This window comes from Streptomyces cadmiisoli, from assembly GCF_003261055.1.
In the GTDB taxonomy this organism is placed as follows: Bacteria; Actinomycetota; Actinomycetes; order Streptomycetales; family Streptomycetaceae; genus Streptomyces; species Streptomyces cadmiisoli.
Window position 1 is genome coordinate 7,146,846 of record NZ_CP030073.1, and the last position, 12,706, is coordinate 7,159,551.

The 12,706-nt window shown below is 72.3% G+C and carries 10 protein-coding genes; 7 read left to right on the forward strand and 3 right to left on the reverse strand.

Annotated elements, in window-relative coordinates; genetic code table 11:
• Window positions 1–180: 180 nt before the first annotated feature.
• Both DN051_RS31475 and DN051_RS31480 read left to right on the forward strand, forming a co-directional pair.
• Window positions 181–1,533 (forward strand): hemolysin family protein, encoded by a 1,353-nt coding sequence (locus DN051_RS31475; protein ID WP_053759882.1) that lies wholly within the window; start codon window positions 181–183, stop codon window positions 1,531–1,533.
• Window positions 1,530–2,600 (forward strand): hemolysin family protein, encoded by a 1,071-nt coding sequence (locus DN051_RS31480; protein ID WP_053759883.1) that lies wholly within the window; start codon window positions 1,530–1,532, stop codon window positions 2,598–2,600. Before DN051_RS31475 ends, DN051_RS31480 begins: the two co-directional genes overlap by 4 nt.
• Before the next feature lie 86 nt (window positions 2,601–2,686).
• On the opposite strand, the gene DN051_RS31485 is transcribed toward DN051_RS31480, so the two are convergent.
• Both DN051_RS31485 and DN051_RS31490 read right to left on the reverse strand, forming a co-directional pair.
• Window positions 2,687–4,549, reverse strand: a complete 1,863-nt coding sequence (locus DN051_RS31485) for an AAA family ATPase (RefSeq protein WP_053759884.1) — start codon at window positions 4,547–4,549, stop codon at window positions 2,687–2,689.
• 468 nt (window positions 4,550–5,017) lie between these two features.
• Entirely contained in the window at window positions 5,018–5,647 is a 630-nt protein-coding gene (locus tag DN051_RS31490; protein ID WP_246040676.1) for a uridine kinase family protein, read from the reverse strand.
• Between the two features lie 182 nt (window positions 5,648–5,829).
• Here DN051_RS31490 and DN051_RS31495 point away from each other — a divergent pair, with 182 nt between their 5' ends.
• From DN051_RS31495 to DN051_RS31505, 3 genes are all read left to right on the forward strand, one after another.
• The gene (locus tag DN051_RS31495) at window positions 5,830–7,215 is read left to right on the forward strand and encodes a peptidase C39 family protein (protein ID WP_112440078.1); all 1,386 of its coding nucleotides are present in this window, start codon (window positions 5,830–5,832) and stop codon (window positions 7,213–7,215) included.
• A 150-nt stretch (window positions 7,216–7,365) separates the two neighbouring features.
• Complete coding sequence (locus tag DN051_RS31500) at window positions 7,366–7,506, forward strand: SCO1431 family membrane protein (RefSeq protein WP_107093961.1); 141 nt, start codon at window positions 7,366–7,368, stop codon at window positions 7,504–7,506.
• A 66-nt stretch (window positions 7,507–7,572) separates the two neighbouring features.
• On the forward strand, window positions 7,573–8,232 hold the full coding sequence (locus tag DN051_RS31505; RefSeq protein WP_112440081.1) for a TetR/AcrR family transcriptional regulator: 660 nt from the start codon (window positions 7,573–7,575) through the stop codon (window positions 8,230–8,232).
• Between the two features lie 249 nt (window positions 8,233–8,481).
• Here the strand turns inward: DN051_RS31505 and DN051_RS31510 are convergent, their stop codons facing one another.
• A complete protein-coding gene (locus tag DN051_RS31510) occupies window positions 8,482–9,717 on the reverse strand; it encodes a glycoside hydrolase family 18 protein (RefSeq protein WP_053759887.1) in 1,236 nt (411 codons plus the stop codon).
• 327 nt (window positions 9,718–10,044) lie between these two features.
• Here DN051_RS31510 and DN051_RS31515 point away from each other — a divergent pair, with 327 nt between their 5' ends.
• The gene (locus DN051_RS31515; RefSeq protein ID WP_053759888.1) at window positions 10,045–11,217 is read left to right on the forward strand and encodes an acyl-CoA dehydrogenase family protein; all 1,173 of its coding nucleotides are present in this window, start codon (window positions 10,045–10,047) and stop codon (window positions 11,215–11,217) included.
• A 363-nt stretch (window positions 11,218–11,580) separates the two neighbouring features.
• Complete coding sequence (locus DN051_RS31525; RefSeq protein WP_112440085.1) at window positions 11,581–12,702, forward strand: Rv3169 family protein; 1,122 nt, start codon at window positions 11,581–11,583, stop codon at window positions 12,700–12,702.
• The last annotated feature ends 4 nt before the right edge of the window (window positions 12,703–12,706 follow it).

Consider the following 12,706-nt stretch of genomic DNA (forward strand, 5'->3'; position numbering starts at 1 on the left):
GACACGGCAGTCGTGATTAATCTGTTGGCGGAGGCGTTCTCGATGCGCCTCCGCCCCTGTTGTGCCGGACGGTGCGCGGGGGTTCCTGCTACCCGAGGAGTGACTCCCTCCGGCGATGGACGGATCGTCCTGTAGTACCTGCGCCGCCCCCTGCCGACACAGCGCACGGGCGGCGGCATCATGAACATCCCCCTGCTGCTCCTGGCAGCCGCCTTCCTGCTCATCCTCGCCAACGGTTTCTTCGTGGCCGCGGAGTTCGGCCTGGTGACGGTCGACCGCCCGGACGCCGAGCAGGCGGCCGCCGACGGCGACCGGCGCGCGCACCGGGTCGTCGAATCCCTCAAGGAGCTGTCCTTCCAGCTCTCCGGCACCCAGCTCGGCATCACCATCACCTCCCTCGTCGTCGGCATGCTCGCCGAACCGGCGCTGGCCCGGTTGCTGGACGGACCGTTCACGGCCGTCGGGATACCCGAGGGTGCGGTGCCCGGCGTGTCCGTCGTGGTCGGCATGCTGCTGGCCTCGGCCGTGCAGATGGTGGTCGGCGAACTCGTCCCCAAGAACTGGGCCGTGTCCCGTCCGCTCCAGGTCGCGCGTTTCGTGGCCGGCCCGCAGCACGCCTTCGCACGGCTGTTCAGGCCGGTGATCGCCGCCCTGAACGCGGTCGCCAACCGCCTGGTCCGGGCACTGGGCGTGGAGCCGGCCGAGGAGCTGGCCTCCGCGCGCACCCCCGGCGAGCTGGTCTCCCTGGCCCGGCACTCCGCCCGGGCCGGCGCCCTGGAGCAGGACACGGCGGACCTCTTCGTACGGACGCTGTCCCTCGGGGAGCTGACCGCGCAGCACGTCATGACGCCGCGCGTGAAGGTGAGCGCGTTGCAGTCCTCGGCGACCGCCGAGGACGTGGTCAATCTGACGCGCGCCACCGGTCTGTCCCGCTTCCCGGTCTACCGGGAGAAGATCGACGAGGTGATCGGGATGGTCCACCTCAAGGACGCCCTCGCCGTGTCCGCCGCCGCCCGGCTGCGCACCCCCGTGAGCCGGATCGCCCGGCCGCCGCTGCTCGTCCCGGAGACGCTGCCGGTCCGGCCGCTGCTCGTCCGGCTGCGCAGCGAGCAGCCGATAGCGGTCGTCGTCGACGAGTACGGCGGCACGGCCGGGGTGGTCACGCTGGAGGACATCGTCGAGGAACTGGTCGGCGAGGTGCGGGACGAGCACGACGACCTGCTGGCCGATCAGCCCGAACTCGCCCCCGCCCCGGCCGAGGACGGCCGCCTCGCCTGGGACGCCGACGGCAGCTGCCGGGTCGACGTCCTGCGGCGCATCGGGCTGGACGCGCCCGACGGCCCGTACGAGACCGTCGCGGGCCTCGTCGCGGACCTGCTGGGCCGGATCCCGGCGGTCGGCGACCGGGCCGAGCTGCCCGGCTGGCGGCTGGCCGTGCGGCAGGTCGGGCACTACCGGGCCGAGCGGGTGCGGCTGGTCCGCACGGTCCCGGCCGCGGAGGCCGCCGCGCCCGTCATGGAGGCCGTGCGATGAGCGTGCTCCAACTCCTGCTCGCCGCGCTGCTCGTGCTGGCCAACGGATTCTTCGTCGGCGCCGAGTTCGCACTGGTGTCCGTGCGCCGCAGCCAGATCGAACCGCTCGGCACCGCCCGGGCCCGGCAGGTGCTGTACGGACTGGAGCGGCTGCCCCAGATGATGGCCGCGGCGCAGTTCGGCATCACCGTCTGCTCGCTGACCCTCGGCGCGGTCGCCGAACCGACGGTGGCGCACCTGCTGGAACCGTTCTTCGAGTGGATCCGTCTGCCGCAGGCGGTCGTCCACCCGCTGGGGTACGTGATCGCCCTCGCCACGGTGGTCTTCTTCCACCTCGTCATCGGCGAGATGGTGCCGAAGAACCTGGCCATGGCGGCTCCGGAGAAGGCGGCGCTGTGGCTCGGGCCGGGTCTGGTCGCCTTCGCGCGTCTGTGCCGTCCGATCACCGTCGCCCTCGGCGCCTGCGCCCGCGCCGTCCTCAGGCTGTTCCGTGTGGAGCCCAGGGACGAGGTGGAGGCGGTCTTCACCAGCGAGCAGCTCAACCGTCTCGTGGAGGACGCCGGCCAGGCCGGTCTGCTCGACCCGGAGGAGGCCGAGCACCTGGAGGACGCCCTGGAGCTCGGCTCGCGACCGGTCACCGACGTGCTCCTGCGGCATGAGTCGCTGGTGACGGTGAACCCGTCGGTCACCCCGGGCCGGATCGTCGGGCTGACCGCACGCACCGGTTACTCCCGTTTCCCGGTGGCCGCGGACAACGGCGCCTTCATGGGCTATCTGCACGTGAAGGACGTGCTCGACCTGGAGGACTCCGAACGCGCGGTGCCGCAGCATCTGTGGCGGCCGATGCCGACGCTGCGGCCCGAGCTTCCGCTGGACGACGCGCTGACGGTGATGCGCCGTGCCGCCACCCACCTCGCGCAGGTGACGGACGCGTCGGGCCGGGTGCTGGGTCTGGTGGCGCTGGAGGACGTACTGGAGCTGCTGGTCGGCGAGGTGCGGGATCCGGCGCACCGGGAGATGCCGGAGCCGCGGACCAGCGGGACGCCGACGGAGGTACTGGCCGGCTGAGCGGTGGCCTCGACCGGTGCGGGCGGCGTCGCGCGTCCGCACCGGTCGGGGCACCGCCGCGCCGCCCCGGCGGACGGCGGGGGCGCTCACATGGGCGACGGATCCTGCGGGCCCCGGCCGGACAGGACCTCGCCGTAGGCCTGCATCAGGTCCGGAAGGCGCAGTGTCGCGAGGTCGTCCCGGGACAGCGCACCCGGATACGCGGACAACCGCAGATCCCGGTAGGCGCAGCTCTTCTCGTAGAGCGTGCGCAGGAACCGCCCGTTGCCCAGCTCGTCGATCCACCCCTGGTCGACGACGTGGCCGGCGATCGACCGCAGTTCGTCCAGGGACTCCTCGTCCCACGCGTCGCCGTTCTCCGCGGCCAGCACCTCACCGATCGAGGTGAGTTCGAGGGGGCGGTACGACGGGAAGTCGACGCGGGTGGTGAATCGGGAGGACAGGCCCGGGTTGGCCGCGAGGAGGCGGTCCATCCCTTCCGGATAGCCTGCCAGGATCACCACGAGGTGGTCGCGGTTGTCCTCGGCGCGCTTGAGCAGCACCTGGAGCGCCTCGTCGCCGTAGGCGTCGCCCTTGCCGTACCCCGAGTTGGACAGCGAGTAGGCCTCGTCGACGAAGAGGACCCCGCCGAGGGCGGAGTCGATCAGTTCGTTGGCCTTCACCGCGGTCTGGCCCAGGTATTCGCCGACCAGGTCGGCCCGCTGCGCCTCCACGAGATGGTCACCGCCGAGCAGGCCGAGGGCGTAGAAGACCCGGCCCAGGATGCGGGCGACGGTGGTCTTGCCGGTGCCGGAGGGCCCGGAGAAGACGAAATGGCGCTTGGGCGGCTGCACCGGCAGCCCTTGACCGGCCCGCAACCTGGCCATGTTCAACTGGGCGGACAGCGCCTTGACCTGTCGTTTCACCGGCTCCAGGCCCACCATGCGCTCGAGCTCGGCGAGTGCCTCCTCGAGTAAGGCCGGGTCGGTCGGGCCCGCGGGCAGCGACGACGAGGGCACGGTGGTCTTCTCCCGCACCGTCGGGTCGACGACGGAGGGCACGGGACCGGTCGGCGGCGGGCCGGGCTCGGAGAGCCTCAGGTCGCGCACGTCGGTGCCGTAGAGCGGGTCGAGTCCGTCGGGCCCGTCGATGCCGTCCCCGGGCCCGGTGAGCGTGATCGCGGCGAGGCCGGTGGCGTCGTCGTACCCGTCCCCCTCGGCGATCGCCGCGAGCCGGGCCGAGGTGTCCATGAACGCGGGGTCGACGCGGTGCACCGCGCGGTACAGCGGGAGCGCGGCGGCCGAGCGGCCGGTGCCCTCGTGGGCCCGGGCCAGCCAGTAGCGCAGTTCCTTGCGCTGCGGCTGCTCGCTGCGGCAGCGCATCAGGGCGGCCGACAGCAGCGGTTCCGCCTGTCCGTACATCTCCAGCCGGACCCGGGCCATGCCGCCGAACAGACCCGCCTCGATACCGAGCAGGGGATCGTTGATCAGCGAGTCGGTGTGCCGTACCAGCTGCTCCCAGTCCTTGACGAGGTAGGCGCGGCAGGCGTGCAGGAAGCGGACGTGGGGATCGGTGTCGACCGGCGGCAGGCCCGCCAGGGCGCGATCCAGCTCCGGGACGTGCCGGCCGTCCAGCCAGTGCGAGGCGTGCGCGAGCAGCAGGTCGCGCGGGTTCTCCAGCACCGGCTGCACCCACCAGCCCAGCCAGTACCAGGAGTTGAGGGCCCGGCGGTGGCGGCTGCGCTGCTCCCCGAAGCGCTCACGGTGGCGGAACATCCGCAGCAGCGCGGTCGTCGTGTCCACGCGCAGCGCGTGCAGTCCGAGCCAGCCGTCGGCCATCCCGGGATCGAGCCGCACCGCGGTCCGGAACTCCTCCTCCGCCTGCGGATACGCGCCCATGGTGTAGGCATCCACGCCTCGCAGCCAGGCGAGGTCGGCCGGGGCCTCGGGGCCCTGCGTGCCGAAGTCCATCACGTCCCCCCACAAACCGTGCCCCCGCTGGTTCGCCGCCGGGTGTCGCCCGCCGACCCACTCGGTCCAACCGTCGTGCCGCGGACCGGAGTTGCAACGGTGCGCGGAGCAGCCGTCCGCAGGTCGCACCGAGGGCATCGTACCCGCGGGTCGGTGCCGGTCGAAGGGTGCCGCACGGGCCGTTCGGCGAGGTGGGAGCAGACGGGGCGCACACGCGCATGGTGACCGAGGGTGAGCGGATCGCGCCCCGGAGCGCCCGAAAGGGGTGAAGAGAGCAGAACGAAGCCCCCGATCACGGGGGAACAACCGGGGGCTTCGCGTCTGACGGCGGCCTCGTCGGGCCGCACATTGAGAACGTAAGTCCTGTACGGCCCCCCGGTCAAGCGGAGTTGGGGCAGTCGGCCGAGTTCCGACGCAAGGGTCTTCACAACTTCAGCACATTGCCGACGGTCCGTCACCGTGTGTGACCTACTGGTCCGGACCAGGGTGCCCGGAGGGTCCCCGGAGCACCTCGTACCCCTCCTGTACCTGCCGCACCAAGAGGTCGGCGAACGGCCGGGAGGGGTCCTCGGCGAAATGCCGCCGCTCCGCCTCGACCCACCCGGCCCAGAACTCCCGCTGCTCCTCCCCGTCCCGCAACTGCCCGCGCGCCCATGACTCCTCATGAGGCACCTCCAGCCACAGCAGGTGCGCCAGATGGGGGCGCAGGGCGCGGCGGCCCGCGCCGACCCCCTCGATCAGGACCACCGGAGCGGGCGGCAGCGCGCGCGGCGGCCCGAAGCGCCGGGCCCGCCAGTCGTAGGGCGCGTAGCGCGCGGTCGCGCCGCGGCCGAGCGGTTCGATCACCTGGGGCAGCAGTCGGCCGGTCCAGGCGAACAGTTCGCCGTGGCTCGCGATGTCGTCCAGGTGCAGCACCGGCGCACCGCCGAGCGCCTCGGCCAGCCGCCCGGCGAGGGTGGTCTTCCCGGAGCCCGCGTGTCCGTCGACACCGATCAGACGGACCGGGCCGCAGGACGCGGGCAGCTCGCGCAGGGTGCGCGCGAGGTCGGGCAGCGGGGGGCGGGACGCGGGGCGCGGGGCGGGGCGAGGGGACGGCACGCCTCCATCATCGCCTGCGCTCCGGCATGCTCCGATCCAGGTCATGCCAGTGGTCTCGACCAATATTGGTGAGCGCGGCATGCATCGAAGTGCTGGCAGTACCGCCCTCCCGCGGCCATAGTTGGCGCACGCAAGCGTGCACCGGACCCGCCTCCGACCCGGACCCTGGGAGTCTTCCGCCCATGAGCAGAGCCGAACAGCCGTCCCGCAGAACCCTGCTGACCGCCGCGGTCGTGGCCGCGGTGGCGGGCAGTGCCGGTCCCGCGGTGGCCGCCCCGCGGGCCCACGCCGACGACCCGGCGCCGGCCCGCGGCGCGGTCCCCGCCGGGGCCCCGGCCCGCCCCGTGGACAACCGCACCTGGATCACGTACGCCGACTGGCGCGCCGGCACCGCCAAGGGCACCCGGGCCGTCGCCGGTGTCCGTCCCGGTGTGGTGATCGCCGCCCCGGCAGGCACCGTCGCCTACGCCGACCCCCACACCGGCCGGACGTCGACGTGGGAGTACGCGACCTGGACCTCCCCGGTCCACCGGCTCACGGTCCCCTCCACCGAGGCGATCCCCTCGTGGAACGCGCACACCCCGGCCGGCACCTGGATCCAGGTCGAACTGCGCGGCACCTACTCCGACGGCACGGACACGCCCTGGTACGTGATGGGCCGCTGGGCGGCGGGCGACCAGGACATCCTGCGGACCTCCGTCGACGACCAGAGCGACGGCAGGAGCAGCATCTGGACGGACACCTTCGCCGTCGACGACCCCGCCTCGGGGCTGCGCCTGACGTCCTACCGGCTGCGGCTGACGCTGTACCGCAAGCCGGGCACGAAGCTCACCCCGACCGTGTGGCGGCTCGGCGCCATGGGCTCGGACGTGCCCGACCGCTTCACCGTCCCCGCCTCCACGCCCGGGGTCGCCGGGGAGCTGCTGGTCCCGAGGTTCTCGCAGGAGATCCACAAGGGCCAGTACCCCGAGTACGACAACGGTGGCGAGGCCTGGTGCAGCCCCACCTCCTCCCAGATGATCGTCGAGTACTGGGGCGGCCGGCTCACCGCGGAGCAGCTGGCCTGGGTCGATCCGACCTACGCCGATCCGCAGGTGTGCCACGCGGCCCGGTCCACGTACGACCACCAGTACGCGGGCTGCGGCAACTGGCCCTTCAACGCGGCTTACGCGGCCACCTTCAAGGGGCTGCAGGGCGTGGTCACCCGGCTCGGTTCGCTCACCGACCTGGAGACGCTGATCGCGGCCGGCATCCCGGCCATAACGTCCCAGTCGTTCCTCGCCTCGGAGCTGACCGGAGCGGGCTACGGCACCTCCGGCCACCTGATGACCGTGATCGGCTTCACGGCCGACGGCGACGTGATCGCCAACGACCCCGCCTCGCCGAGCAACGAGGCGGTGCGGCGCGTCTACAAGCGGCGCGAGTGGGAGAACATCTGGCTCCGGACCAAGCGGTACAACGCCTCCGGCAACGTGGCTTCCGGCACCGGCGGCGTCTGCTACCTGTACTTCCCGGCGCAGCCGACCGCGCGCCAGCGCAAGGCGCTCGCGGCGGTGGGGGTGCGCTGAACCGCTCCTCGAAGGCCCCCGGAGCGCTCCGGGGGCCTTCGGCTGTGACCAACGTCTCCGCCGCAAAAGCCGCCGGAAGTGGCAAGGTGGACAGATCGGTGGGGAGCCGTCGGGGAGGGTCCTCTGCAGGCACGACATCAGTGAGACGACATGACCGCACAATCAGCCACTGCCGTCCGCGTACGCACCGGCGGCCCCCGCGAGGACGGCCCGAAGATCGTCGAGCACGTCATGGGCTGGACCCTGGTCGTTGTGCTCGCCATGCTCGTGACCCAGCTCGGACTGCTGTGAGCTGACCCCGGGAGCGGACCTGCCATACTGCGGATGTCCCGCCGCCCGTTGGAACCAGGGTCGAAATTGAATATCAGTCAACAGCGCGACGCGTCCCGTCCCCGGGCGCGTGGCACCGAGCGTTCGCTGGCGCGCCGCGCCGAGCTCATCGCCATCGGTCGGAAGTTGTTCGCCGACACGTCGTACGACGCGCTCTCGATGGACGACATCGCCCGGCAGGCCCATGTCGCCAAGGGGCTGATCTACTACTACTTCCAGTCCAAGCGCGGCTACTACCTGGCCATCGTCCAGGACTCGGTCAACGACCTGGTCACCTTCGCGGCCGGCGGACTCGAACTCCCGCCGGTGGAGCGGGTCCACCGCACCATCGACGGCTATCTGCGCTACGCCGAGCACAACCACGCGGCGTACCGCACGATCGTCAGCGGCGGCGTCGGCTTCGACACCGAGGTGCAGGCCATCCGCGACGGCGTGCGCGAGGCGATCGTGCTGACCATCGCCGAAGGGGCCTACGGCGACCGGGAGATCGCCCCGGTCGCGCGGATGGGACTGCTGGGCTGGGTCTGCGGGGTCGAGGGTGCCGCCCTCGACTGGATCGACCGTCCCGAGCTCTCCCGCGACACGATGCGCGAACTGCTGGTGAGGACCCTCGGCGGCACGATGCGCGCGATCGAGGAACTCGACTCCGGCTACCCGGCTCCCGAGCCCGCCCGGCGCGACGCGTGAGCGAGGGGCGGAAGTCCGTGGACCCCCGCCCCGAGTCACCGTGCCCGAAAGCTAGTGCCGTGGCAGGCAACGTTCGCCCCGTCGCGACGCCCGGCACGCTCCCCCACTGCCTGAAAGGCGTGGGAGGTGCCCCCACTCGCCGCACCGGCCGAGAGCCCGAGTACATCCAGTACGAGGACTCACGGCCGGCGCGCCGAGATCACGCACCGGACGCCGCTCCTCGACCGGCAAACGTCGCCTGACGCGGCACTAGTTGATCGCCTTGATCAGCTCACCGCTCGCGGTGTCGCCGCTCAGCTCCCAGAAGAACGTGCCGCCCAGGCCCTGCTGGTTCTTGTAGGTCATCTTGGTCGCGATGGTGGCGGGTGTGTCGTAGCTCCACCAGTTGCTGCCGCACTTGGCGTACGCGGTGCCGCCCACCGTGCCGGTGGCCGGGCACTTCGACTTGAGCACCTTGTAGTCGTCGATGCCCTGCTCGTAGGTGCCCGCCGCCGGGCCCGTGGCCGTGCCGCCGGGCGCGGACTGGGTGACGCCGGTCCAGCCGCGTCCGTAGAAGCCGATGCCGAGCAGCAGCTTGCCGGCGGGAATCCCCAGGCCCTTGAGCTTGGCGATGGTCGCCGAGCTGTGGAAGCCCGCCTTCGGGATGCCCGAGTAGGAGGTCAGCGGCGAGTGCGGGGCGGTGGGGCCGGTGGCGTCCCAGGCGCCGAAGAAGTCGTACGTCATCGGGTTGTACCAGTCGACGTACTGCGCGGCGCCGGCGTAGTCCGCCGCGTCGATCTTGCCGCCCGGGCTCGCGTCGGCGGGGATGGCCGCGGTGACCAGGTTGCCGGAGCCGAACTCGGCCCGTACGGCGGCCATCAGGTTCTTGTACGCGGCCCGGCCGCTGGTGTCGCACGTGGCACCGCAGGCATTGGGGTACTCCCAGTCGATGTCGATGCCGTCGAAGACGTCGGCCCACCGGGAGTTCTCGACCAGGTCGTAGCAGGACCGGGCGAACGCGGCGGGGTTGCGGGCGGCCTCGCCGAAGCCGCCCGACCAGGTCCAGCCGCCGAACGACCACAGGACCTTCAGGCCCGGGTTGCGCTGCTTCAGCTTGCGCAGCTGGTTGAAGTTGCCGCGCAGGGGCTGGTCCCAGGTGTCCGCGACGCCGTCCACCGACTCGGCGGCGGTGTAGGCCCGGTCGGTCGCCGCGTAGGCGTCGCCCATCGCGCACCTGCCGCCGGTGACGTTGCCGAAGGCGTAGTTGATGTGGGTGAGCCTGGCCGCGGAGCCGGACGTCTGGATGTTCTTGACGTGGTACTTCCGGTCGTAGGTGCCCCATTCGGTGAAGTAGCCGACGACCTTGGAGCCGGCCGCCCGCTCGGCCGCCGGGGCGGCGGCGGTGGCGCTGCCGGCACCGGCGAGGAGTCCGGCGCCGAGGACGGCCGAACACAGCGCGGCGACGAGCGCCCGGAACCGGACGCGGGGGCGGTGGGGAGTTCGCATCGGGATGTCTCCTCGTGGGGGAGAGGGTGACGTGCGCCGATTGGCATGAACGCGATGAGGCGTTGATCCGTCAGGTTAGGAGGACTAGACCAGTTGGGTCAATGGTGCGGACCAATCCGGGGTGTTCGGGGTTTCCTGAAGTAAGCGGTCGTTAACCGGTGACTCGGTGCCGCCGATCGGGCATACTCACAGCGCAAGGCCGCTGGTCAGCAGCTATCCGTGACCCGGAAGCGGGACCATCGGCCGGGCACCCGTAAGACCCGGCGGAGCCGCCCCACCCTCGGCGCACGTCCGCCGCAGCGCCCCGAAAGGGAGGAGAGCGTCGCCATGCCCGACCGCGCCCCGCAGCCGGTGGACCGTCAACTGCCCACGGACGAGGCCCGGGATCTGATCTCGCTCGTCCGCGACATCGCGCAGCGCGAGATCGCCCCGCACGCGGCCGAGGAGGAGGACGCCGGACGCTTCCCGCGCGAGGTCTTCACCCTGCTCTCCGAGTCCGGCCTGCTCGGACTGCCCTACGACCCCGAGTACGGCGGCGGGGACCAGCCGTACGAGGTCTACCTCCAGGTCCTGGAGGAACTCGCCGCGGCCCGGCTGACCGTCGGCCTCGGCGTCAGCGTCCACACCCTCGCCGCCTACGCCCTCGCCACCCACGGCACGAAGGAACAGCAGGTCGAGCATCTGCCCGCGATGCTGGGCGGCGGCCTGCTCGGCGCCTACTGCCTCTCCGAGCCCTCCTCCGGCTCCGACGCCGCCTCGCTGCGCACGAAGGCGGTCCGCGACGGCGACGACTGGGTGATCACGGGCACCAAGGCCTGGATCACGCACGGCGGGGTCGCCGACTTCTACACGGTGATGGCCCGCACCGGTGAGGAGGGCGCCCGCGGCATCACCGCCTTCCTGGTGCCCGGGGACGCCGAGGGGCTGAGCGCGGCGGCACCCGAGAAGAAGATGGGCATGAAGGGCTCGCCCACCGCCCAGGTCCACCTGGACGGGGTGCGGGTCCCGGACGCCCGGCGCGTCGGGGACGAGGGGCAGGGCTTCGGTATCGCGCTGGCCGCCCTCGACTCCGGGCGGCTCGGCATCGCGGCCTGCGCGATCGGGCTCGCCCAGGCGGCCCTCGACGAGGCGGTCGACTACGCGGCCGGGCGCCGGCAGTTCGGTCGGCCCATCGCCGACTTCCAGGGCCTGCGCTTCATGCTCGCCGACATGGCCACCCAGATCGAGGCCGGCCGCGCCCTGTACCTGGCCGCCGCGCGGCTGCGCGACGCCGGCCGGCCGTTCGCCAAGCAGGCCGCCATGGCGAAGCTGCACTGCACCGACACGGCGATGAGGGTCACCACCGACGCCGTCCAGGTCCTCGGTGGCTACGGCTACACGTCGGATTTCCCTGCCGAGCGCTATATGCGCGAGGCCAAGGTCCTCCAGATCGTCGAAGGCACCAACCAGATCCAGCGGATGGTCATCGCACGTCATCTCGCGGGTCCGGAGACGCGCTGAACTGACCCGGCCTGACCAGGGGCGCCGCGAGCCGGATCCACTCCGGGTCGTGGCGCCCCGGCACGGTCCGGCCGCGCGTGCTCCAGGCGTGCATCAGGTCCCGGTAGATGGGCGGGTCCGGGACCTGCGGGGCGGGCGGTCCGGGAAGCCGAGGAAGCGATTCTGCCGGCACGGGTACGAACGCTGGGAGCTGACGCCCGGTCGCGGTGTAGGTGGGGGTCATGCCTGGGCAACGCGGGCACGCGGGGCCAGGTCACCGCCCGCCGGAATCGAGCGTGAGTTCACGGCCGGCCCGGTCCGGCCCCTGGTCGCCGACGCAGACCTGACGTACCGTCAACTGCACTGCGTCCAGGGAGGTTTGCCGTGCCCGACGACCGTCCGGTGCCGCTCGACGACTACCCCGTGCATCAGGTGCCCCTGTCGATGAAGCACGTCGCCACCGGGGACCGGAACGCCTACGACCGCAGCATCTTCCACGTCTTCGACCACCACGGACGCGCGCTGCTGATCACCGGGCTCGGTGTCTACCCCAACGTCGGCGTGATGGACGCCTATGCGACCCTGCGCGTCGGTGACACCCTGCACGCGGTGCGCGCCTCCGACGCCCTCGGCGAGGACCGTATGCGGCTCGCGGTCGGTCCGCTGCGCACCCATGTCGAACGGCCGCTGCGGGACTTCCTGCTGCGCTGCGAGGCCGATCCGCGCGACCCCGACGGCCTGTCGTACGAGATCCACTGGTCGGCCGACTTCCCGGCCCTGTGGGAGCCGCACCACCAGCAGCGGCGCGGTGCCCGGCTCACACTGGAGGGGAAACGGTTCGTGCAGGCGGGGCGGTGCGTCGGCTGGATCAGGGTCGGCGGCGAGGAGATCCGCCTGCGGCCGGGGGAGTGGACCGGCACCCGCGACCGCAGTTGGGGCGTGCGGCCCCTGCCGGGGGAGGACGGCGGGCGGTTCGCCGAGGAGCACCCGACCGAGGGCTTCCACTGGATCTGGTGCCCGGTCCGCTTCGACGACCGGTTCCTGATGGTGATCGTGCAGGAGGACGCGGACGGCCACCGCTCGCTGAACGACGCGACCCTGGTCCGGCCCGGCCGGCGCGACCGGCAGCTCGGCTGGCCCCGGGCGGAGATCGGCTACCGCACCGGCACCCGCCACCCGGAACGCGCCCTGATCCACCTCGGCGACCCGCGCAAGCCGCTGGAACTCGACGTGGAGGTCCTGACCTCCACCCCGCTCGCCGTCGGCGCGGGCTACCCGCCCGCCGACGACTGGCAGCACGGCACCTGGCAGGGCCCCGCCTGGATCGACCGCCGCGCCTACGACCTGTCCGACCTGTCCGCGCACCCCCGGGCCGCGTACGGCGTCACCGACCACGCGGCCCGCTTCCGGCTGGACGGCGAGACCGGCCACGGCATCTTCGAGCACGGCTCGTTCGGGCGCCACGACCCGAGCGGCTTCACCGGCTTCGAGTCGGTCGCACCGTAGGAAG